17 protein-coding genes, 2 tRNA genes and 1 other RNA gene are annotated in these 22,107 nt (G+C 45.0%); 7 read left to right on the forward strand and 13 right to left on the reverse strand.

Annotation, left to right across the window (positions count from 1 at the left end; genetic code table 11):
* Window positions 1-102: 102 nt before the first annotated feature.
* The 3 genes from H528_RS0101420 to H528_RS0101430 are packed head-to-tail and all read left to right on the forward strand — an operon-like array spanning window position 103 to window position 2,495.
* Window positions 103-507 (forward strand): 4Fe-4S binding protein, encoded by a 405-nt coding sequence (locus H528_RS0101420; protein ID WP_022852573.1) that lies wholly within the window; start codon window positions 103-105, stop codon window positions 505-507.
* Window positions 508-2,268: an aldehyde ferredoxin oxidoreductase family protein gene (locus tag H528_RS0101425; protein WP_022852574.1), complete on the forward strand. Its 1,761-nt coding sequence runs from the start codon at window positions 508-510 to the stop codon at window positions 2,266-2,268.
* On the forward strand, window positions 2,268-2,495 hold the full coding sequence (locus H528_RS0101430) for a DUF5395 family protein (RefSeq protein WP_022852575.1): 228 nt from the start codon (window positions 2,268-2,270) through the stop codon (window positions 2,493-2,495). Before H528_RS0101425 ends, H528_RS0101430 begins: the two co-directional genes overlap by 1 nt.
* A 29-nt stretch (window positions 2,496-2,524) precedes the next feature.
* Here the strand turns inward: H528_RS0101430 and H528_RS0101435 are convergent, their stop codons facing one another.
* The 7 genes from H528_RS0101435 to cbiB all read right to left on the reverse strand — a co-directional run bounded on the left by H528_RS0101435 (window position 2,525) and on the right by cbiB (window position 14,825).
* The gene (locus H528_RS0101435) at window positions 2,525-4,330 is read right to left on the reverse strand and encodes an aldehyde ferredoxin oxidoreductase family protein (RefSeq protein ID WP_022852576.1); all 1,806 of its coding nucleotides are present in this window, start codon (window positions 4,328-4,330) and stop codon (window positions 2,525-2,527) included.
* 87 nt (window positions 4,331-4,417) lie between these two features.
* Entirely contained in the window at window positions 4,418-5,230 is an 813-nt protein-coding gene (murI, locus tag H528_RS0101440; protein ID WP_022852577.1) for a glutamate racemase, read from the reverse strand.
* Window positions 5,227-5,787: an archaemetzincin gene (locus H528_RS13875; RefSeq protein ID WP_022852578.1), complete on the reverse strand. Its 561-nt coding sequence runs from the start codon at window positions 5,785-5,787 to the stop codon at window positions 5,227-5,229. The genes murI and H528_RS13875 overlap by 4 nt, the downstream gene beginning before the upstream one ends.
* A gap of 60 nt (window positions 5,788-5,847) precedes the next feature.
* The gene (locus tag H528_RS0101450; protein WP_022852579.1) at window positions 5,848-11,898 is read right to left on the reverse strand and encodes a vWA domain-containing protein; all 6,051 of its coding nucleotides are present in this window, start codon (window positions 11,896-11,898) and stop codon (window positions 5,848-5,850) included.
* A 244-nt stretch (window positions 11,899-12,142) separates the two neighbouring features.
* Entirely contained in the window at window positions 12,143-12,865 is a 723-nt protein-coding gene (cobS, locus tag H528_RS0101455) for an adenosylcobinamide-GDP ribazoletransferase (protein ID WP_022852580.1), read from the reverse strand.
* Window positions 12,865-13,908, reverse strand: coding sequence for a nicotinate-nucleotide--dimethylbenzimidazole phosphoribosyltransferase (gene cobT, locus H528_RS0101460; protein WP_022852581.1), 1,044 nt, complete (start codon window positions 13,906-13,908; stop codon window positions 12,865-12,867). Before cobT ends, cobS begins: the two co-directional genes overlap by 1 nt.
* On the reverse strand, window positions 13,848-14,825 hold the full coding sequence (gene cbiB / locus H528_RS12155; protein WP_022852582.1) for an adenosylcobinamide-phosphate synthase CbiB: 978 nt from the start codon (window positions 14,823-14,825) through the stop codon (window positions 13,848-13,850). Before cbiB ends, cobT begins: the two co-directional genes overlap by 61 nt.
* Before the next feature lie 34 nt (window positions 14,826-14,859).
* Here cbiB and H528_RS0101470 point away from each other — a divergent pair, with 34 nt between their 5' ends.
* From H528_RS0101470 to H528_RS12160, 4 genes are all read left to right on the forward strand, one after another.
* Window positions 14,860-15,585, forward strand: coding sequence for a hypothetical protein (locus H528_RS0101470; RefSeq protein ID WP_022852583.1), 726 nt, complete (start codon window positions 14,860-14,862; stop codon window positions 15,583-15,585).
* Window positions 15,566-16,939, forward strand: coding sequence for a tRNA lysidine(34) synthetase TilS (tilS, locus tag H528_RS0101475; RefSeq protein ID WP_022852584.1), 1,374 nt, complete (start codon window positions 15,566-15,568; stop codon window positions 16,937-16,939). The genes H528_RS0101470 and tilS overlap by 20 nt, the downstream gene beginning before the upstream one ends.
* A 166-nt stretch (window positions 16,940-17,105) precedes the next feature.
* The gene (locus H528_RS0101480; protein ID WP_022852585.1) at window positions 17,106-17,642 is read left to right on the forward strand and encodes a Uma2 family endonuclease; all 537 of its coding nucleotides are present in this window, start codon (window positions 17,106-17,108) and stop codon (window positions 17,640-17,642) included.
* Between the two features lie 73 nt (window positions 17,643-17,715).
* On the forward strand, window positions 17,716-18,324 hold the full coding sequence (locus tag H528_RS12160) for a flavodoxin family protein (protein WP_022852586.1): 609 nt from the start codon (window positions 17,716-17,718) through the stop codon (window positions 18,322-18,324).
* Here H528_RS12160 and H528_RS12165 read toward each other — a convergent pair.
* The 6 genes from H528_RS12165 to H528_RS0101510 all read right to left on the reverse strand — a co-directional run bounded on the left by H528_RS12165 (window position 18,321) and on the right by H528_RS0101510 (window position 22,092).
* Window positions 18,321-18,794, reverse strand: a complete 474-nt coding sequence (locus tag H528_RS12165; RefSeq protein WP_022852587.1) for a chemotaxis protein CheX — start codon at window positions 18,792-18,794, stop codon at window positions 18,321-18,323. The two genes, H528_RS12160 and H528_RS12165, sit on opposite strands and share 4 nt — an antisense overlap.
* A 67-nt stretch (window positions 18,795-18,861) precedes the next feature.
* A complete protein-coding gene (locus tag H528_RS0101495; protein WP_245540417.1) occupies window positions 18,862-20,247 on the reverse strand; it encodes a TrkH family potassium uptake protein in 1,386 nt (461 codons plus the stop codon).
* Window positions 20,248-20,321: 74 nt separating this feature from the next.
* Window positions 20,322-21,677: a Trk system potassium transporter TrkA gene (gene trkA / locus H528_RS0101500; protein ID WP_022852589.1), complete on the reverse strand. Its 1,356-nt coding sequence runs from the start codon at window positions 21,675-21,677 to the stop codon at window positions 20,322-20,324.
* Window positions 21,678-21,759: 82 nt separating this feature from the next.
* Window positions 21,760-21,855, reverse strand: a tRNA-Sec gene (locus tag H528_RS0101505).
* Between the two features lie 6 nt (window positions 21,856-21,861).
* Window positions 21,862-21,960, reverse strand: an RNA gene (gene ffs / locus H528_RS14240) — signal recognition particle sRNA small type.
* Window positions 21,961-21,998: 38 nt separating this feature from the next.
* Window positions 21,999-22,092, reverse strand: a tRNA-Ser gene (locus H528_RS0101510).
* Window positions 22,093-22,107: the final 15 nt, after the last annotated feature.

The raw sequence follows: 22,107 nt of genomic DNA on the forward strand, positions 1-22,107 counted from the left end.
TCATGCTGAGGCGACTCGTACGCCCGCGCCATTTACCCCAATCTTTACTAAATAACTCAAAGTTATTATTTTGGTCATGTGTATTTAGGCTAGGAGAATACTATGGCGCGAGGACGACTCAAAGTTTTAGACCCTGACAGATGCGTGGGATGCCAGTTGTGTATGTTTGCCTGCCAGAGACGCACCGGGCAGGGAGGTCTTGCAGAAACAGCGATTCATGTTCGTTCCCGTGGCGGGCTTTCTCGTGGGCTGACAGTCATTGTCTGCCGTGCTTGCGAAGATCCACCATGTCTTTCGGTTTGTCCTACCGGGGCCCTTATAAAACGAAAAGGCGGAGGAGTTGTTCTTTCGCCCAAAAAATGCATTGGTTGTGGGTTTTGTAAAGAGGCCTGTCCCTTGGGGGCCATTTTTTGGAATGAAGAGACTCAAAAACCGGTTATCTGTATCCATTGTGGCTATTGCGCAGATTATTGCCCCCATCATGTTATTGCTCTTGAGGAGGCTTAAATGTTGCCCAATGATCCCTTAAAAAGGATTCTTTATATTGATCTTTCTGCCAAAAAATTCTGGGTAGAAGAAAGATATGATCTTGTCGCTCAAAACATCGGCGGGACAGGTCTTGCAAGCGCCCTTCTTGAAGAAGAATGTCCGGAAAATATCGACCCCAGAGATCCCAAAAACCCTATCATATTTGCCGTAGGCCCTGCTAACGGGCTCTTTCCCCTGGCCTCAAAAACAGTTTCCATGTTTCTTTCGCCTCACAACAAGCTTCTTGGCGAAAGCCATGCCGGAGGAAGAAGTGCCCTTGCCCTACGCATGGCAGGCTACGGCGCAGTGGTCATTCGCGGCCAAAGCGATATACCAATCTACCTGATAATTGATAACCAGGGCGTAAAATTTAAAGACGCCCGGGCCCTTTGGGGGCTACCGGTTTCAGAGACTGGTCGCTTTATCCGTGAAAAAGAAAGCGGAAGCGGCTTAAGAAGCATCCTGCGCATAGGCCCTGCCGGAGAATCCGGAGTTACTTACTCTTGCGTGGTTACCGAAACTTATCGCCACTTTGGAAGGTTAGGCCTTGGGGCCCTTTTTGGATACAAAAAATTAAAGGCCATCCTTATAAAAGGCAAACAAGCCCTTCCTGTGGCAGACCGCAGCACTTACAAAAAATTATATGACGACCTGCTAAAACGCTTGCATGACACTCCCTCACTCAAAAAATATTACGAAATCGGAACAGCTGTTAATATCATCCCATTGAATAAACTTGGGGCGCTTCCCACCCGTAACTTGCGAGAGACCCGTTTTGAAGCTGCGGAAAAAATCTGCGGTGAAAACTATGCCAAAAACTTCTTAGGGAGAAGACTTGCCTGTGCTCATTGTCCTATTGCCTGTATCCACATTGCAGCGCTTCGCACTCCTTATGAAGACGAACCTTATTTTTACAAAACTTCTTTTATTTCTTACGACTACGAACCAATCTATGCTACCGGCTCCATGATAGGCGTAGGCTCTCCTGAGGGCGTGCTTCGCATACTTGATACGGTAGATAACCTGGGTTTTGACGTTATGAGTGTAGGTGTGGTTCTCGCCTGGGCCACGGAAGCCTTTGAAAAAGAACTTGTTACTGAAAAAGAAACCATGGGGCTTAAACCCCGTTTTGGAGATGTAGAAACTTACATCAAAATGTTGAATTTAATCGCAGCCCAGGCAAACGAATTTTACGCTGCCCTGGCGCGGGGGGTAGATTTTGCCTCTCAAAAATACGGTGGCGAAGAATTTGCCCTGGCCTTTGGTGGTAACGAAATGTCAGGATACCATACCGGCTATGGCATCCACGTGACCCACCTTACAGGTTCAAGGCACAGCCACCTCGACTCTGCAGGCTATAGCTACGATCAAAAAACCAAACCAGAAGAAATAAACCCTGAAAAACTAGCCCAAAAACTCTTCAACGAAGAAGCCTATCGCCAGGTACTTTCTTCTGCGGTTTGCTGCTTTTTTGGAAGAAGTGTTTATAATCTTGAAACCCTGGCCCAGGTTTTTTCCTGTTCAGGTTTTTCATACACAATCGAAGATTTAAAGGGCCTTGGTGTTGCCATTCTTAAAAGAAAATATCTTTTTAAGAAAAAACGAGGCTTTGCCCCGTCCAAACTGCGAATTCCCAAGCGAATTTTGGAAACTGTCTCTCCTCACGGAAAGCTTCGTGAGGAGTTTTTGAAAGAAACCGTAAAAATTTATGAAAACCTGCTGGAACAGGGAGGTGGGTAATGGAAGTAGTCATTTATTACGAGACCAGTTGGATAGCAAAAGGAGAAAACCTTTACCTTACGGCTTCCTCGCTACTTGAGCTTCGCGATAAAATCAAAGAAGAGCTTCTCAGCAGAAAACACCTTGAGAGCAAAAAAGTGACCCTTATTTTTGACCGCATGCGTATGCCTCACTGGGTGGTGAGCCATCTTTCAGTGGAAAGTACGGAACTGACTCTAACAAGCTAAAAAGAGCGGGCACTTGCCCGCTCTTTTGATTAAGCAAGCCCTAGCTCTTTAAGCTTGGCCTCGGTAGGAACGCCATTTTCCCAACCACGCACCTGATAATACTCGGGGAGCATTTCGGATAAGCGATTTACATGCCCCTTGTTCGGGCCTTCAGGCATGGGTTCTTCAAGGAGGCGTTTGGGCAGCGTGTCTTCCTTGGGATCAAGGCCTGCTTTCAAATTGAAAACCCTTTCAAGATTCCAGATGCGCTCACCACACTGCATCATCTCGTCAAGGGTGTAATCAAAACCAGTAGCTGCTGCGAGAAGGTCACGATAATCCTCAGCTCCCAGGGCAAAAGAGGTAAAGAGACAAAGCCCCATAGAGTCAATAACAGCGGTAAGGTCTTGAAAGATTTTCACCCACTGGGCTTTGCCTTCTGTTGCCTGCGGATCAAGTTTTTCAGGGGCTCCAAGGATCTCTGGGGCAATGAGGTAGGCCCGCACGTGACATCCGCCGCGGTTAGAAGTGGCGTAGGCAAGACCTTGGCCCTGCACCCCTCGCGGGTCGTAAGCAGGAAGCTCCTGGCCTTTAACACTCATGGAAAGCTCTGGTGCGCCATAGGCCTCAGCCAGACGCTTTGAACCCTCGGCAAGTTTATCACCAAGGCCTTCGCGATAAGCAATAGCGCGGGTGTAAAAAACTATGGCTTCAGAGCTCCCAAAAGTGGGCTTTGGCCCAGAAGCTATGTCTTCTTTGGAAATTTTGCCTCTTTCAAAAAGTTCCATGGCACAGGCAATGGTTACACCACAGGAAATAGGATCAAGGCCCAGTTGATTGCAAAGGTAATTGGCCTGGGTGATAGCGATGAGGTCTTTTACACCGCAGCAGGCTCCGTATGCCCAGCCGGATTCATACTCAGGGCCTTCTCCTTTGGTCTTGCTGGGAAGCTCTGTTACCCGGCCACAGCGTATCGGGCAGGCATAACATCCCTTATTCTTTTTTAGATAGCCCTTCTCTACCAAAGCTTCGCCACAGACTTCTGCGGTTTCTTCAAAAACGCCCGTCTGGAAGTTGCGGGTGGGATAAAGGCCGCTTTCGTTAATAATGTTATCAAGCACTTTGGTTCCAAGCTTGGGAAGGGCTTCACTAGTAACTGGATTTTCTTTTATTTTGCCAAGCTTCTCTTGGATAAAGTTTTTAAAAACTTCTGCTTCAGGTGCTTCGACACGTTTGGTCCCTCGGCAGATAATGGCCTTGAGTTTTTTGTATCCCATCACCGCTCCTACGCCAGAGCGTCCGGCAGCCCGATGTTTATCGTTGATAACACAGGCAAAGCGCACCAGGTTTTCCCCAGCAGGCCCAATACAGGCTACCCTTGCCTTGTCATCACCAAATTCCTCACGAAGGCGATCAGTTACCTCTTCGGTATCAAGCCCCCAGAGATGCTCAGCGTCTTTTAATTCGACTTCGTCGTCTTTTATGCTGAGGTAAACAGGCTTTTCTGACACCCCTTCAAAGATGATCATGTCATAACCCGCTCTTTTTAATTCTGCACCAAAGTGCCCACCAGAATTAGAGGATGCAATAAGCCCGGTAAGGGGTGATTTACAAACAACCATGTAACGACCACCCGTGGGCGCAGGAGTTCCGGTAAGCGGACCAGTAGCAAAAATCAGCGGATTTTCCGGAGAAAGAGGCTCAGCTTTGGGATCCATCAACTGAGATAGGTAGTAACTAGCAAGCCCTCTTCCACCAATAAATTTGCGCAAAAGGTCTTCAGGGATTTCTTCTTTTTTGATTTCACCTGTACTTAAATTCACACGCAAAATTGAGTTGGCATAAGTCCCCGGCATCTTTTCCTCCTTTGTGCCGTTTTTTAGAATTGTTATAACAGAAAAATACTTTAAAAGACAGGCCAAAATTTTTTCAGAATTAAAAAATTAGGCCTTGATGATATGTTCGATCTCGCAGTCAGCCTTAAGCAACGGCACTTTGCGGCCCATAAAAAGGCGGGCCACCCTTTCAAAGGCTTCGGTTAAGTCAGAAACATAAATTTTTAGCTCCCCTTCTCTTTTAAGAGTCTGGTCAAGCTCCTGGTGCTTTTTAAGAAAACCTGCCACTTCTTCTGCTACTTCTTCTGCGGGATCAACAAGGGTTACCCTGCGCCCGGCCTTGGCCTGGATGATAGGCTTTAGCACAGGATAGTGGGTGCACCCAAGTACCAGGGTATCTATCCCGCGCATTTTAAGGGGTATGAGACATTTTTTTACGATGCTTCTTGTCTCAGGCTTTTTAAGCCAGCCCTCTTCCACCAGGGGCACCAAAAGCGGACAGGCATTGCCGTAAACCTTAACCGTGGGATCGATAGCAGCTACTCGTCGCTGATAAACCCCGCTTGAGATAGTAGCCCGTGTGCCGATCACACCGATTATTTTGCGTTTGGTTACTGAAAGGGCTTTGTTAACCGAAGGAGTTACCACCTCAAAAATGGGCACGTGGGGGAAACGCTTACGCAGGGCTTCGGTGGCCACACTTGAAGCAGAATGGCAGGCTACCACGATAATTTTGGCTCCATGTTCCAGCAAAAACTCGGCATCCTGGATAGCATAGGCAATTATGGTTTCAGGGCTTTTAGTGCCGTAAGGGGTGCGTGCTGTGTCTCCAAAATAAACAAACGAGTAATCAGGTAGCTTGCGCACAAGCTCCTTGACAATAGTGAGGCCACCAATACCGGAATCAAAGACCCCTATCAAGCCGCTTCCCTGAGAAGAGGAATTTCTCCAAAACGTAGCCTAAGTTTTAACGCACACTCGGGACAAAAACGTGAACTTTTAAGGTCTGTTTCCATCAAGGAAAGCGAGGGATACATAACGCAGTGAGGGTTAAGACAAGGGCCAAGGCCTAACATATGCCCTAAGGAGCGCAATATTTCTTTGTACAAGCGCTTATAAAAGAGCTCCTCTGGCCTTTCACCAAAGAGAAACTCCCGCAATTTACCAACAGAAATCACCGCAGAGCGGGCCTGAAAATGGGTCTCTGAAATAACGGAGTTATAGTGAATGTTGTAGAGCTCTGCATCGGTAAGTCCTACCACAAAATCAACATCTCCTGCGTGCTGTCTTAAAAAATCAATCAAAAAGTGTGCAAAAAAGCGCTTGCGCCTCAGGCAAAAGGCAGAAGGCGGATAAGGCACCGGATTAGTTAGCTCAATCCTGGCAAGAAACGACTCTGCTAACTGATTCATTAATTTTTCTATCCACGGACCAGAAACGCGACCCACTGGAACTAAAAGAATAGAGCGTCTGGCCATATTTTCTCCTGCTAGTTTTTTTGTATCTTTTGTATCACAAAGGATACGAACCGCAAGAAGCTACCTGAAATACCAATCCACACCGTCTTTGTATCCGTTAGCAAAGCCTAAATACTTATCTTTGGCCTTACCCCAGCTCTTGTTACCCAAGTCAAAAAGGCTTTTGCTACTTTCGACAATTTGTTTTAGATCTTTAGCTCTCCAGGCTTTATTCTCAGCGTGTTCTTTGACAAGTTTCTGAACCTCTGAGGCCCCCATACAACCGTAGTCAAAATTAGAAAGTCCTATCATTCCCGGGATATTTCCGGAGATACCCGCACCAATTTTTGAAATATTGGGCTTGGCCGCACCCTTCGGGTCGGTAACAGCCTCAAGATAACTACCAAGTCTTCTTGCAAAACCATGGGCACAGGTCTTGATTTGATGCCAGTCATCAAGGACAAGAGAAAAAGACGCCGTGGCCCAAACAGAATTTTGAACTCCCATCCAGAAGCCCATCATGTAATCCATGCTAAGGGCAAGGGCCTCACCAATCTGGGTATCTACGACCCCTCTTTCCCCGGTGTCTAAAAAGGACCAGACCCTAAAAGACTCCGGGTCTATCTCAAACCAGGCCACGCGCATTTTATTCCCGTCAAAGATCAACGGCTTTTCTGGAAAAAAGACAAAATTGTCCGTTTCTTTAATATGTTCCCAAACAAAACGCGGATAACCAGCTTTTCTCAAAATTTCTGCAAGTTCTTGATGGTCATCAGGGGAGAAAAGCAAAAGAGGGGTCTCTTTAGGAAGAAGTGCGAGAATTTTAAAGGCGTTTAGCCCTTGAGGCAAAGCTTCTGCTTCCAAGTTGGAGTAATAAAACCCGGCAAGCAGATTAAATCTTTTTTGGAGGCTATCTTCACCGCGAATTTCAGGATATGGCTGCACAATATCAAGGGTGGTGGTTAATTTCCCTGTTTTTTGATCGATTCGGTAGCCAACAACTAATATCCGGGGATTTTTAAAACGCAAAATTTCAACCCCCAAACGATCTGAAAGCTCTTTTTCATATACAGTCTGTGCTCCTACAAACCTTGCTATTACCCCTTGTCCGTGCCACTTAAGGCTAGAAAGAACATCTGGTTTTTTTGCTTCTTTGTAAGCTTTTTGCCAATAGGCCCCGGCTTTTTCGAGATTACTAGTTGGTAAATCAGGCACGTTTACTCCCAAAACAAAAAAGAACTCCGTGGGCCATTCCTTTTCTCTCAAGTCTCTTACGGTTTGATATGTTTCATCAGGGGTATAAAAACGAAGCACCAATTGGACAGGTTCAAATTTTGTCAATTCAAGGGCTTCGTCTCCCACAAAACGCCCTTGAGAAGTGTCTAAAATAGCCTTAATCACCCTCCCCTTCCCTGGTTCCATGATTTCCAAAAATCCTAAGGCAAGAGGCCCTAAACTCGCAGAAGCAAGGCTTATCTTTTGGGAAACAAGGGTTATTCGTTCCAGAGTTTCTTCGTGGGAACCGGCAAGGGCATCGGTTACTTGGGTAAGGGATTCCATTTGTCCTGAAGATATGGGACGGGCCATAACATCAACTTCCAAGGTGAATGCCAAGCTTTTGTCTCCCACTTCTTCAACTGAATCAAAAAAGGTTTGAAAGCCATCAAGTTCTTTAAACAAAGGGAAGACGATCGTGTGCATAGCGCCTTCCTGGTCTTCATATTTGAGAGCGGGAAGTTCATAAAGAGAAATCTGCGATGAGGAGAAATATTTTTTTAGTGCATTTTTCCCTTTATCTGTGAGCGTTAAGGCTAACCTCTGGACTTCAAAACCCCTACGACTCAAAACTTTTTCTGCCATATAAGCCATTTCGTTTTCCGTAAGCCAGCCCTGGGTAAACACGGCCTCAGGGCTGTAAGAAACCTCCCATGCCCTAGCATTTGAGGCTTTAACTTCAAGGACCCCTAAAGCCTCCTTCAGCGAGGAAAGATCATTTATGTTTTCCCATGAAGTGCCACCCGCTATCAGCAGTGAAGGCGGAGGGGTGGGAATTCCTTTAGGGCTTTTTCCGTCAATAGTTACGTAAGCTGGCTTAAAACTGCCAGGCTTAACAAAGCCCTTTGCTTTTCTAATCAGGGTGAGTTTGGCAAGGGCATTTTGTAAGCTTTCTTCAAAATCAGTTGACAGTTCATATGGGGTCCCTCTTGAAAGCCACGACTCATACGGAAAGGGCTCAAGTTTTGCTGGAAGTTGATAAGAAAAGTCTTTGAAAATATTAGATATTAAAACAAAATCAGCAGCTGAAGTGCCGTCTGGTAAAGAGAAGAAAACAAAACCTCGGCGTGCTTCTCCGTTTATCACAAAGATTTCTGGCACCAACGTTACAAGATAATCCTTGTTTACCGGGAAGATATCGCCTTCTGAAATCTTAATGGTATTATCTCCAAAATTTGAAAGCCCTTTGGCTTTCTCAAGGCCTCTTTTAAGTTCAAGATTTAACTTTTCAAATCTCTTCCGCGCTTCAGCAGTGGCTTTTAAAGCCAAAAAATCTCCAATTAAAAGAGCAGTATCGTCTTTTTGATCTAGTAAAGTCACGTCACAGACTATTTCTTTACCTTCAGACCCTTGATAAATTCCGTTGAGATGTAAAGTGACCCTTTCTCCATGCCCTATAGCCAAAGGCTTAACTTCTTTACGTTCTGCTGGCGACTTTAGATAAAGAGCAGGAGCTCCGTCTTTTAGATCCACCAGTAATCGAGAAGGATATTTGGACAGGGTTTCTGGCAGTTCAAAAACCAAACGAAAATCGTTAAAAGAGCCAGGTGTTATCAGCCTTGAACGGAAAAGACCTAAGGGAACCCTCTGGGTGACCGGATGTAAGCTAAAGAGAAAAGGGCCATTTTCTGTATCAACAGCTAAAAAGAAACGCTTTGAAGGCTCAATTGCTAAATGAGCCTGAACTTTAGACTTAAGGTTAAGATCAACTATGCGAAATGTATTTCCCGACTCAGCCTCTAGCTCGTAAATATTTTTTTGGTCCTGAAATCCATTGAGCTCAAGGATGAAAGTATCTGAAAGTTTCTTTTCTACTTTGGTGGGAAGGTTTTTCGTATCTTCTCTTTTTATTTTAAGCACCCCGCTTAAGGGCAAATCGATATGGCCATAGGCCGTATCATAAAGATGTAATGCACTTTGCGTCATAAATTCATCTGGCACGACAAAGATAAGAGTTCCTTCCACAGGGTGCCCTGGACGAAGGAGTATCTCATTTTCAGCGGGAAGAATCAAAGGTTTCTCGGCTAGATAAGTGGCATCAGAAACAGGAAAAAAAGTTTTGTTATTCCAAGACAGGAAAAAATGTAGCCTGGCATCAGGGATAAGGTAATCAGGAATTTTCTTTTCAATGCGTACATTTTTGGTCCCTTTTCCAAGCCAGGAAGCAGGATGTGCTGATCCGTCGGGATAAACTACTACCTCCTGGGGCTCCAAGATGTTTTTGAGCTTTAAAGTTATGGCCAAAAATCTACCTGAAGAGGGCTCAACCCCTCTTAACTTCGAAAGAAAAATAGCTTCTTTTAAGGTAATATTTAAAGCCTTATTGGAAGCTTGAATGTTCAAAGGAAGCCTTTTTATTACCTGAGCCTGCCTTCCGATAACGTCGTCTCCGGTGACAAAAGCTGCAAGCTCTCCGCCATAAGGTTTTATGCGTTCAGCCTTTTTCCAAGAAACAATCTCTAAGCTTTCTTTTTGGCTATGACCTAAGGGCAAGGGAAGATTGGAAATAGTTGCTGCAGAATAAAGATTCGTGCGGCCGTATTGGTCTGTATGTTTATAAATTATGCGCACGGGATGTTCCTTGACCAAAGGAGCCCTGCCAATCTCTTTCAAGAGGTCATCCAAAGCAACTTTCAATTGCAAAGGATCTGGAGAAACAACATAAGCCCCAGCTGCTAATGAAGCCGCTTCCTTAAACGGGGCTTCCTTTTCCTTAGAAACCATGCCCACAAAAAGGCTTTTTACGCCGTCATCTTTTAATTGTTCTAAAACAAGCTTAAGTTTTTCTTTCTGGTCTGTTTCTACCTCTAAGGCTTCATCGGTAAGATATAGTAAGTATCTCTCAGAAGAGGGAACTGCGTGCAAAAGTCTATAAGAAGCCTTAAGTGAGCCTAGAATTTCTGTACCTGAAAGGGGCTCCATTTCGGCTAAAGCACGATAGATACTTAGCTTATCGCGGGTAAACACCTGTTTAACAGTTACATCATCACTAAAAATGACTAACTGGATCAAAAATTGCGGAGGGAGCTTAGCAACAAAATCGGCAAGAATATTGCGCACTTTTTCGAGTCTGTTTTCCATAGAACCGCTATTGTCAACTACAATAGAAAGCACAGGTTCGTTACTAAAAGGTATTTGGGAGGGACGTTGGTAATAAGCCCGCCATTGGTTCCCTAAGTTTTGCTGGATACTTGCAAAAACTTTTTCTAATGCCGTTACATCAGAAGCAGGATAGTATGCTCCGCCTGTTAAAGCTGCTAGGCGAGTTAAAGTAGAGGTATCAGGATTTTGGCCAAAACCAATAGTGAAAACAGGAATCTGCTTACCCTTTAGCAACGAGAAAGTTTCGTCAGCCGTTGTTTTGCTTCCAGGGCCAGTGTCATTCCAGTTGGCGTCTTTACCGTCGGTAAAAAGTACCAAAGTTGGTCGGTTAGCGTGTTTTAGTAGGGTTATGCCTGTTTTCAAGGCGTCGTAAAGAGCAGTTGCTCCGTTGGCTTTTATTTTCTTCAACGAACTGAGGACCTCTTGTGGTGTCCCCTGGGCCACTATTTTAGGCTTGGTATCAAAATCAACTAAAGTTACAAGACTTTTGGGAGGTAAGCCTTTGAGAAAATGCGCAGTGGCTAAAAGGGCGTTTTGCATAGAGTTCTTCATGGAGCCAGAAGAATCCAAAAGGATTACTATCTCTGGTGGGGTCTTAATCCTTTCAAGGCTTGTGATCTTTCCAGGAAGGCCTGCTTCAAAAACTTCTAGATTCTCAGGCGTTGGTACTATCTTGGCATCTGCCAGGTTCAAAAAGGAAAAATCAACAAAACCTTGGTTTTCTTTAAGACCTAGCTTAAGGATTTCTAATCTTGTGTCATTATTTTCTTGAAAAACACGGCTAACTGAAGCTGGCCAGTTTACTTCAGTAAGATAGCCCGGGAAAACCGGAATGAGATGGGCTTTTAAATCTTTAAGAAGGGGAATATCCTGCTCGGAGATGGGATCAACTATTATTTGCCAATATCCTGGCGGGAGCCAGAAAATCACATCCCCTTGGGGAGTAAGATCACCGCTTAAAGATGTTTCTGGAAGACTTTGATGTTGATACTCTGCCCCTGCTTCTGGTTCAACCCTTGCCCTGCCATAAGGGACGTTTTTTAAAAGTATCCCTCCAATGGAATCTCTCTCAGGGATAGGAATCAATTGTCCCTCTTCTTTTATAAAAATATTTGCAACACAAGCTTTGGTGCTTTCTAAGGTGAAGCGCTGTAAACCGGGCACAAGGGATAAATCGAAAAGGCGCATTTCTTCTCTCCCCTTGAGCTCTTTAAAATACCTAACATTTTTTGTGAGTTTTCCTTTTTTTATTTCTGAATAAGCCTCGAGTTTGGCTTCGACCCGAGGATCATCAAAAGACACATACATGGAAAGAAACTTATTTTGCGGATGCTCAAGATAGAAAAAAACTTTTTCATCAGGGGGAAGCTTTATTTTTATTTTTTGACCGGCCTTAACAATGATTTGCTGTAATAGGCGAAGTTCTTGGTCAGAAGCATCATAACGAAGAAAAATTTTTCCGTTTTGATACGTTCCTGAAGCCCAAAGAGTCTTTTGGGAAATTTTGTCAATGTTAAATCCCTTTTGGGCCAAGGCGTCTTTTAAAGAGTCGATAGTTATTTCTTGGCACGCCTTAATTTTCCAATAGGTTCCGTAAACGTCTCGGCCATTTAAAGAAATATAGTCAGCTGTAGGCTCATTTTCCTGATCACAAAAGCCCTGGTTAATCAAAAAATCTCTTAAGGGCAAATTTTCAGCTAAAGAAGGTTTGATCAAAAGGAAAAAACTGAAGACAAAGAGTAAAAAGATTTGCATAGTTCTCTCCTTTGTTAGATCCCTCAAAAGGACCGTCCTTCTTGATGCCTTATGAGGGGGGCTTTTGATTTTTTATATCACAAAACTACGATGTTATATAAGAGACCTTTGCAAAAACCCCTTGGATCCTTTTTTATTTTTCGTGCCGAAAAATGGGAACAGATCCCTGCGGTTGTGCTTACAATACTGACGTCGGCAATTTTGCAAAGGTCTTTATAAGAATTTCGTCGGAAATATGGGAGAGCTAAAAATTAGCAAAAAGAAAGCCTGCCAAAAAAAGCCACTGACAGAGCATGATGGTAGCGCCAAGGAGATCTCCCGTAAGGCCACCGAAATCTTTCTTAAAAGAACGGCTTAAAGCAAACACCAAGAGTAATGTAAAAGCAGTAGGCAAAGGGGCAAAATAAAAAAGAAGAAGCCAAAATACCTGGGAGGCCCAGAGCCTTTTGCGCGAACCAGAAACAAATAAAAAGCCAAGGCCTTCTTTTTTCGCAGGTGGAAGCATAAGGGCTATCAAAGCTGAAGCAAGCCGCCCTGCCAGGGGTTTAAATAAAAAAGCAAGAAAAAGCCCTTTTTCTAACAGCCCAAGGGTTAACAAATATTCTCCAAGCAAAAAGAAAAAGGCAAAGAGCACCCCAAGGGCGCCAACTTCAGGGGTTTTCATAATAGCAAGTTTTTTTTGCCTGTCCCCGTAAGAAGCAAGGGCATCGGCCCAATCAAGAAGCCCGTCGAAATGAAAAAAATCAGCAACAAAGTAGCCTGTAACAAGCAAGAAAAAGGCAAGAAACTTAGGCGGTATATAGGGGGCAAGGGTTTTAGCCAAAAAAAAGCTTAAGCCCCCAAGCAAAAATGCCACGAAAGGCAGATAAAAAATCCCCTTATCCAAGCGAAAAATTCGGGGACTTATAGGAAACCTGGTAAAAAAAGCCACACAGGAGGCAAAAGCCTCCCATTCTTCCTTAAGCATCAGCTCAGGTGTTCTTTGCCTTTGGACACCCCTGCGTCTTCAAAGGTAGCCATCTCTGTCAAAACCCTAAGCGCCGCATCTACAATCATGCTGGCAAGGCAGGCCCCGGTGCCTTCACCCAACCGCAAATCAAGGTCAACAATGGGACGCAGGTTTAATTTTTCTACCACGCGGGCTGCACCCTTTTCCTTGGAACAGTGACCAAGAAAGACAAATTCTTTGAGCTCAGGACAAAGGGCCTGAGCAATGGTGTAGCCAGCAAGGGAAATGAACCCGTCAATGATAACTGGCACGCGGCTTTCGGCGCCACCCAGGAAAAATCCCGCGATAGCACCTATTTCCGCGCCACCAACCTTGGCAAGCACATCGATGGGATCAGCAAAGCTATATTTGGAAAGCGCCTCTTTGACCACCTGGCGTTTGCGGGCAAGAGCAAGATCATCAATGCCTGTCCCTCTGCCAACGATGTCGTCAGGGTCTTCTCCCAAAAGGGCACACATCACCGCTGCCGAAGGGGTGGTGTTTCCAATGCCCATGTCTCCCGGGATGAGGAGTTTTACCCCTTTTTCCGCGGCTTCTTTGGCAAGCTCATATCCCACTTGCAGGGCCTTTTGCGCCTGCTCGCGGCTCATGGCAGGCTCTTTCAGGAAATTTTTGGTACCATGAACCACCTTGCGCTTGATAAGGCGTGGATCATCAACATCGCCTGCGGCCCCTACATCTACTACATAAACATCCGCCCCTGCCTGACGGGCAATGGCGTTTATGCCTGCACCACCTGCCAGAAAATTAAGTATCATCTGAAGGGTTACCTCCTGTGGATAGGCACTAACGCCTTCTTCCACTACGCCATGGTCCCCAGCAAAAACATAAACCGCTTTTGATAAAGGAAGCTCTGGGAAAAGCTCCCCTGTGATGTAAACATAGCGTCTGGCTATTTCTTCGAGATAGCCAAGACTTCCGCGCGGTTTAGTAAGATTATCTAAACGTTTACTAGCCCTTTCGTAATCAGCCCTATCAAGCTTTGGTAACCTGACTTCCATATGAAAGCCTCCGCTATTATCAGAGTTGTTATCCACAAGATAGTTGCCATGTTAACTATTTTTGCTGCCAAGAAAATATCCGAGACTCTGCGTTCACGCAAAGGTTTGCCAAAAGTACTTTTGGCAAAATACCTTCCCTGATAAACAAGGGGGCCACCTAGCTCAATGCCCAGGGCCCCTGCCATAGCAGCCTCGGTGTAGCCGGAGTTAGGGGAATCATGCTTGCCGGCATCTCTTAGCATGGTTTTCATGGCGCGTGCAGGACTTCCCCCAGCAAAAGCAGATGCCAGGATTATGAAAAGCGCCGCGATCCTTGCGGGGATAAAATTTAAAACATCGTCGCTTTTTGCCGGGAAAAAACCAAACCTTTGCCATTTTTCGGTCTTATAGCCATACATGGAATCAAGGGTTTCACAAACCTTATAAAAGGCCACCCCCGGAATCCCTAAAATAAAATACCAGAAAAGTGGCCCAACTACCGCGTCGGTAAAGTTTTCAGCAAGAGTTTCCACTGAGGCGCGAACACACTGGCTTAAGGACAAATTTTTTGTTTCGCGCCCCACCAGAAAAGAAAGCCTCTTGCGCCCAAGGACTAAGTCGTTTTGAGAAAGGGCATGGGCTACTTTGAGCACTTCCCGGCGCAAAGAAGTCGGCGCAATAAAAAAATAAAGAAAAATTATCTCTAAAGGCGGAAAAAAAAGGGTAAAGGCATAAACCGGCCCCACAAAAAAGGCCGTGGTTAAAAAAAGCGTAAAAGCCCCACCCAAAGTGCCCAAAGAATAAAAACGCTTTCGGAAAAACTCTGCGATGTCTCCAATGAGGCGCACAGGGTGCCACCGCACCGGCGGGTCAGCAAGAAAAGAATCAAGCAAAAAGGCAAAAAGAACTATTATTGGCGATGGAATCTTTTGAACCATTGACTTATTTCCCAAAAAGCCTCACCATATTAGCATGGAAGAAGACGTAGCAAAGGCCTTAGCCTATCAAGTCAAACGAGATCTTGCAGAGCGTTATTTTGGCGCACGCCGCGCAATCGAAGAAGATAGTAAGAATTATTTTCGCAAAATAGAAGAATTAAAAAAGAAATTTTTACCAAAGCTTGCCGAATCCTTTGCCCGTATTTACACCCTCTTAAACTATGACGAAGAGCTAATTAAAAAATTTCTGGAAATAACCGGGCTTAAGGAAGCTTATTTTCGCAGCGAACAAAAAGACGCTTTAGAAACTTTTAAAGGCTTTAAGTTAAAAGGTTTCACTTCCAAGGGAAGATTTAAAAATCTTTTCTTAGAAAGTTATGCAAGGCTTTACGATCTGGTAAATGAATACCGCAAAGAACTCGACGAACTCAAAGTAGAAGCCGAAGTCATCAACCACGAAATCGAAATATTCAAAGAAAAATTCAACCTCACTGAAATAATGCATTTTCTAAAAGATTTAGAAGGCCCTTCTGAGTTTGCCGACCTTGGCTTAACCTCCCTTGAAGAATCCGTCAGTAAACTAGAAGATAAGCTGGAATTTAAAAAAATCCCCCCTCCTGAAAAATTTTTACCTGATATCTCAGCCCTGCCTCCCCTTAAAGAAATTTCAAAGCCTCTTGGCTCTTTGGCTAAAGAAGCCTTTAACAAGCACAAAGAAAGAGCCCTTGAGTTGCTTAAAAATGTCAAGCAATCTCATTAACAAAGTCCGCAAAGACATAGCGCGTTTCGGGCTCATTACCGCAGGGGAAAGAATACTTGTTGCTGTTTCTGGTGGTCCTGATTCCATGGCACTTCTTTATATCCTTTACCACCTGCGGGAAGAACTCGACCTAGAGCTTGCGGTGGCACATTATGACCATCACCTACGCAAAGACTCTACGAAAGAAGCGCTTTTTGTCAAAAAATACGCAGAGGGCCTTGGGCTTCCGGTATTCATTGCAGCTGCTCCGGTGCGAGACTATGCCAAAAGGGAAAAGCTTTCTCTTGAAGCCGCAGGGCGTGAGCTTCGCTATCGTTTTTTTGAAAGAATAGCCAAAGAACACGGCTATTCCAAAGTGGCCCTGGCGCACCAGGCAGATGACCTTGCTGAAGAAGTGCTCATGCGTTTTATTCGAGGAGCTGGGCGGCGAGGGCTTGCGGGCATCCCGGTAAAAAGAGGTGGCGTTTTTATTAGGCCGCTACTTTTGGCCTCCCGCGAAGAAATAGACGCCTTTCTTGAAAAAGAAAATATTCCCTTTGTAGAGGACCCCAGCAATTTTGACCCGCGGTTTGTAAGAAACCGGGTAAGGCACCTTCTCATACCTTTTCTCGAAAAACACTTTCACAAAAACGTAAAAGAATGCCTTAAGCGCACGGCGCTTTTGGTAGCAGAAGAAGAAGAATTTTTGGGCTGCCTTGCCTTAGAGCGGCTTGCTAAGTACGGCCGGCTTGAAGGAGAGACCTTCCATTTAAGCGTAAGGAGACTTAAGGCGGTGCCCCTCGTGCTTAGACGACGCATGTATCTTGAGGCGCTAAAGGCGGTAGGAGTCCCTCTTTTCCGCATAAGACTAAACCACATAGAGCAAATAGAGTCCCTTCTTACCGGAAAGACCCGTGGCAATATAAATTTGCCCGGAGGGTTTATTGCGCGACGCGAGCCAGGAAGGATTGTGTTTAAGAAAATTCCCAAAGAGTTAATCCCCTTTGAGATAACTATCTCTGGCCCTGGGGAATACGAATTGCCAAACAACATTAAGTTAAAGGTTTTTTACTTGGAAAAAAAAGATTGTGAACTCAAAGAAAAAAACACCCTGGTGCTAGACGCTGAAAAAATAGACTTTCCGCTGCTGATCCGCTCTCCACGGCCTGGAGACCGCATTCGCCTAGCAGGACTTTCTGGCCGCAAAAAGCTTAAAAAAATCTTCTGGGAACATGGCATGGCCCATGATGACAGGCGCATCTGGCCAGTGGTTGAAAAAGACGGCCAAATCATCGGGATTCCAGGTTTGGCTGTGGCGGAAAACCTTGCCCCTGAAAACGGCCAAAGGGCGTTGGTAATAAGTTTTTCTAAGTGAAGTTTTTTCGGCACCTTCACAAAATTACGAAAGGTATCCGTTCCCTTTTTCGAAACGAAAATGGGAACAGATAAAAAATAGGCTTAGTAATAGTTTACTCGTTTGACTTGTTATTTAATAAGAAGTATTCTAGACTTTAGGTATAGGAAAAAGGGAGGCAAAATCTATGTTTTTAAACTTAAAATATCCCAAATATACCTATGACGATTACAAGAATTGGGAAGGAAGATGGGAGCTCATTGATGGTATCCCTTACGCCATGACTCCAATGCCTCCCCCCAAACACCAACGGGTTAGTAACAATATCGCGTGGCAGTTAAATGAATTATTGAAAGATTGTGAAAAATGTAAAGCTTATTTACCAGTTGATTGGAAAATAGACGAAAATACCGTAGTCCAACCTGACAATTTAGTACTTTGTTATGAGGTTGGAGACAAACCTTACATTACCAAGGCACCCACTTTGATATTTGAAATTCTATCCAAGTCAACAGCTTTTAAAGATCTGAATATAAAATATAAGCTCTACGAAAAAGAAGGCGTTAAATACTACGTGGTGGTAAACGTAGAAGATACCATTGCCAAAGTTTATGAGTTAAAAGATTACAGGTTCGTCAAAATTGCAGATGCAATAAACGACAAAGTCAAATTCGACTTAGAAGGCTGTGAGATAGAATTCGATTTTTCCCTCATATGGGAATAACTAAATTGAGATCTTTGCAACGCTCATCTCGCATCAATTTTGCAAAGGTCTCTTAAATTTTTAGGAGTAAAAAATGCGTATTCTTACTTTCCAAGGAAGCCCTCGTATAGGAGGTAATACTGATTTGTTACTGGACTCTTTTATCAAAGGGGCAAAAGAGGCCGGAGCAGAAGTAGAAAAAATTCATCTTTACCGGGTAAAAATTGGCCCCTGTATTGAATGTGGCGAGTGTGATACCACGGGAGAATGTGTAATCCCTGATGATATGAAAGAAATCTATCCCAAAATTGATGCAAGTGATGTTATCGTAGTGGCTTCTCCTATATTTTTTTATAACATTTCTTCTTATACCCAGGCCTTAGTTGAAAGAAGCCAGGCGCGTTGGGTCTCAAAATATGTTCTTAAAAAAGCCCCACCTTTTGGCAAAGAAAAAAGAGGCATTTTTCTCTCATTAGGAGCCACCAAAGGTAAAAGGCTTTTTGAGGGGGTACAGCGGGTAATTAGATATTTTTTTGATGCGGTTTATGCCAAATACGAAGGTGGGCTTTTCTACCGGGGAATCGAAAAAAAAAGCGCTATTAAAGAGCACCCTTCGGCCTTACAAGACGCCTATAAGTTAGGCCAGGCAGTAGTTAAAGTGCCCCCTGAAAATTGGCCTTTGGTGAGGGATCCTTCTCCCTAGCCGTTTTTCTTTTTGTCAAGGCAAAGTTCAATGACCATCTTGGTGCCGTCAAGCTCAAAGGGCACTGCCATACGCTGGCTAGTACAAAGAGGCGTGATAGAATGGCCTTCTCCAGTGACAATGACTGGCACTGCGGCCTGAAGAGAAATCCCCTGTTCTTCAAAACGTCTTCTAAAGGCCCCGCAAATCTGATTGGCAAGTTCTCCTGCGGCGTCGCATACCTCTTCGTTAAGGGTCTCTGGTTGACTACCAAAAAGAACACTAAGAATCTTGAAAAGACAGTCTTTGGAAAAAGTCACGGTAAGCATCCCGGTAAATCCTGAACCAGCCAAGCCGTTTACCGCAGAAACTTCGCCAAGGGCCGTGGGTTCTGTACGTACAAAAGGCTTTCCGGGTTTAGGTTCAATACCAGTGTAAGTTTTTATGACTTCGTTTACCGAAGCAACAAGGGCATCCAAGACTGTAGCCATCTATCTCTCCTTTGAAATGAACTTTTGGCTGAAAGTTTTATCGGTAGGAAAAGAAAAGAGCTTAAGGCTAAAAACGAAAAAGGGGTTTGCGTGCCCCGCGCCAGTACTCTCGTGAAAAAAGGATAACTACCGTATAAAGCTCAAGGCGGCCAGCAAGCATGCAAAATGTAAGCACAAGCTTTGAAAAATCAGGGAGCCAGCCAAAATTTTGGGTAGGCCCAACCTTGGCAAGCCCAGGACCGATATTGTTTAACGTAGCAGCTACCGCAGAAGTTGCGGTAATAATGTCTATTCCCTGAGCGCATACCAAAAGGCTTGCAATCATAAATACAAGGGCATAAAGAGCCATAAATCCCAGGATTCCCTGGATAACACTTTCTGCTACTTTGTGTTCGTCGTAGCGGATAATTTCCACCGCCCGTGGATGGATAAGTTTTCGAATCTGAAAGCGAACAAATTTAAAAAGGATAAGAAAGCGAATTTGTTTTACACCACCGCCTGTTGAGCCGGCCATCCCGCCAAAAAACATCAGGATCAACAAAAGCAACTGACACACAGGATGCCAAAGGGCAAAATCAGCCGTGCCATAACCCGTGGTGGTCATGATAGACCAAACCTGAAAGACAGAGTATCGCAGATTAAGCAGGGGATTGTGATACGTCCCAGAAAGATGATTAAAAAGCACACAAATGAAAATGGCCACTAAGCCCACCAGCACATAGAAACGAAACTCTTCGTTCTTAAAATACGCGTCCAGTTCTCCCTTAAGAAAACGATAGTGAAGGCTAAAATTGACCCCTGCCAGGAACATAAAAGCCGTGATCACGTAATCCACATAAGCGCTGTCAAAGGCTGCGACACTTGCTGTTCTTGTGGAAAAACCACCGGTAGCAAGGGTGGTAAATGCATGGCATAAGGCCTCGTATAAATTTAGCCCAGCAGGAAGCAGGAGAAGAACCTCAAAAATGGTGAAGAAAATATAAACACCCCAGAGAATTCTTGCGGTGTCCTGAATACGAGGGGCAAGTTTATCCTTGGTGACACCTGGCATCTCAGCCTGGTAAAGTTGCATCCCGCCAATGCCAAGTAAGGGGAGAATGGCAAGCGAAAGGATGATGATCCCCATACCCCCAAGCCATTGGGTCATAGCACGCCAAAAATGAAGCCCCTTGGGCAAATCTTCTAAATCGCCAAAAACCGTTGAACCTGTGGTAGTAAAACCAGAAATTGATTCAAAAAGCGCGTCGATAAAGCCAAGCTTTCCCGAAAAAACAAAAGGAAGGGCCCCGAAGACGCCTGCTGCTGTCCAAGAAAGGACAACGATCGCAAACCCTTCGCGATAGCCTATTTCTTTATCAGGCTTGATAATGGCTACGAGTAAAACTCCGCACAGCAAAGAAATGGCCTCGGCATAGATATACGGCCATACGGACTCGTGATAGATAAGGCTCACTAGGCCTGGAAAAAAAAGAGTTGCTGAAAAGAATATAAGAAACCACCCTAAAATATAAAGGACTGTGCCAATTCTCATGAAGCAAAAATCTTTTCTAACTTGGAGAGGGCTTCTCTTTTAGCGAAGATAACAAGATCATCCCCGGGATAAAGAGGTGTTTCTCCCTTGGGAATAATTACCTCTCCTGCCCGATACACCGCACCAATAATAGCACCCTTAGGGAAGTTTATATCCTGGATTTTGCGCCCCTCGGAAAAAGTTTCTTTTTCCGGGACCACCATTTCCACTACTTCAGCATCGCTGACCAAAAAAGTAGCCACTGAGATAATTTGACCGCGTCTTACAAAGCGAAGAATTTGGTTAGCCGCAAGGAGCCTGGGGCTTAGTGCTACGTCAATGCCAAGGCTTCCCAAAAGAGGAATGAAATCCGGGCGATCAATACGCACGATACATTTTTTGGTGCCATGATGTTTAGCAAGCAGGGCTCCGAGAATGTTTACCGTGTCAACATCTGTTACCGTGATAACAAGATCTGCTTGATCAATGCCTTCTTTTTTTAATTCCTGGGCGTCAAGTCCGTCTAAATTAAGAACGATGGTTTGCTTAAGGCTTTCCGCAAGTTCTTCACAGCGTTCCTCGTCTTTTTCAACCAGGTAAACTTCGATTTTTTTAGACTCAAGGGCCTGGGCCACCCAGGCGCCGACCTGTCCGCCACCAATGATAAAAACTCTATCCGGACGAGCAGTCGAAAAACCGAGCAGGGTCTCAATAGCAGGGATGTCTTTTTTCTTGGCAATGACGAAAATCTTATCTCCTGGATGGATAATATCTGCTCCAGAAGGGATAATGGTACCGTTATTTCGGATAATAGCCACGATAACAAAATCATAAAGTGCTCTGAGCTCCCGCAAATCTGCAAGAGAAAGACCAGCAAGAGGGCTTCCTTCTTTTACCATATAGCCCATCAAGACAACCTTGCCGCGTGCAAACTCGGCCCAATCAGTTGCTTCGGTGATCTCTGCCAGACGGACTATTTCATCTGCAAGGACACGAGCAGGGTTAATGATAAGGTCAATACCAAGCTTTTGTTCGTTAAGGGGGGAGTCAGCTGAAAGATAATCTTCGCTACGCACCCGCGCTACCTTTCGGGGGACACCATACTCACGCGCCAAAAGACAAGAGATAAGATTTATTTCATCAGAATTAGTTACCGCAACAAAAAGGTCTGTGTCTTTTATGCCTGCGCCTTCAAGGACCTTGGCAGAAGCACCCGAGCCCTCAATGGCCATAACATTAAGAAGGCGCTCAATGCGTTTTATTTTTTCTTCGTCTCTGTCAATAACGACAATATCATGGCCTTCCAGGGAAAGGCGGTCCGCAAGGTAATACCCAACTTCCCCTGCCCCGACAATAATTACTTTTAAGCTCATAACGTGGCCAAGTTTATATGCTCAGTGTGAGGGAAGCAAGTTCTATTTAGACGGGGTTAGGAGGAAATGATTGACAGGAAAATGGCGGAAGCGCATGGGAATCGAACCCACCCACCGCCGTCTCCGACGGTGCACCGGGTTTGAAGCCCGGGGGGGCCACCAGGCCCCTGGCGCTTCCACTGGCGGCCGCTGGGCACCCCTGCGGCACCCGGAGAGCCCCACTACCGTTGCTCCCTTCCGGGCCTGGCGGGGTTCGCGGGGATCCGTCGCGCAGGACCCAGCAGCCATAATTTATTGGCCTTTGGCCTTGAATGCTAAGGATGGCGGAGGGGGTGGGATTCGAACCCACGGTGCGGGGTTTAGCCCGCACACACGATTTCCAGTCGTGCCCCTTCGGCCGCTCGGGCACCCCTCCTTAGGACAGAGTGAT

The organism is Thermodesulfatator atlanticus DSM 21156 (genome assembly GCF_000421585.1).
Taxonomy (GTDB): domain Bacteria; phylum Desulfobacterota; class Thermodesulfobacteria; order Thermodesulfobacteriales; family Thermodesulfatatoraceae; genus Thermodesulfatator; species Thermodesulfatator atlanticus.

Coding starts and splice junctions, on each gene's coding strand:
- H528_RS0101435 (WP_022852576.1), bottom strand. CDS start 4,330: ATGCCGGGGACTTATGCCAACTCAATTTTGCGTGTGAATTTAAGTACA.
- H528_RS0101420 (WP_022852573.1), top strand. CDS start 103: ATGGCGCGAGGACGACTCAAAGTTTTAGACCCTGACAGATGCGTGGGA.
- H528_RS0101470 (WP_022852583.1), top strand. CDS start 14,860: ATGGAAGAAGACGTAGCAAAGGCCTTAGCCTATCAAGTCAAACGAGAT.
- H528_RS0101480 (WP_022852585.1), top strand. CDS start 17,106: ATGTTTTTAAACTTAAAATATCCCAAATATACCTATGACGATTACAAG.
- H528_RS0101430 (WP_022852575.1), top strand. CDS start 2,268: ATGGAAGTAGTCATTTATTACGAGACCAGTTGGATAGCAAAAGGAGAA.
- H528_RS12165 (WP_022852587.1), bottom strand. CDS start 18,794: ATGGCTACAGTCTTGGATGCCCTTGTTGCTTCGGTAAACGAAGTCATA.
- cobS (WP_022852580.1), bottom strand. CDS start 12,865: ATGCTTAAGGAAGAATGGGAGGCTTTTGCCTCCTGTGTGGCTTTTTTT.
- H528_RS12160 (WP_022852586.1), top strand. CDS start 17,716: ATGCGTATTCTTACTTTCCAAGGAAGCCCTCGTATAGGAGGTAATACT.
- H528_RS0101425 (WP_022852574.1), top strand. CDS start 508: ATGTTGCCCAATGATCCCTTAAAAAGGATTCTTTATATTGATCTTTCT.
- H528_RS13875 (WP_022852578.1), bottom strand. CDS start 5,787: ATGGCCAGACGCTCTATTCTTTTAGTTCCAGTGGGTCGCGTTTCTGGT.
- H528_RS0101450 (WP_022852579.1), bottom strand. CDS start 11,898: ATGCAAATCTTTTTACTCTTTGTCTTCAGTTTTTTCCTTTTGATCAAA.
- tilS (WP_022852584.1), top strand. CDS start 15,566: ATGTCAAGCAATCTCATTAACAAAGTCCGCAAAGACATAGCGCGTTTC.
- cbiB (WP_022852582.1), bottom strand. CDS start 14,825: ATGGTTCAAAAGATTCCATCGCCAATAATAGTTCTTTTTGCCTTTTTG.
- cobT (WP_022852581.1), bottom strand. CDS start 13,908: ATGGAAGTCAGGTTACCAAAGCTTGATAGGGCTGATTACGAAAGGGCT.
- trkA (WP_022852589.1), bottom strand. CDS start 21,677: ATGAGCTTAAAAGTAATTATTGTCGGGGCAGGGGAAGTTGGGTATTAC.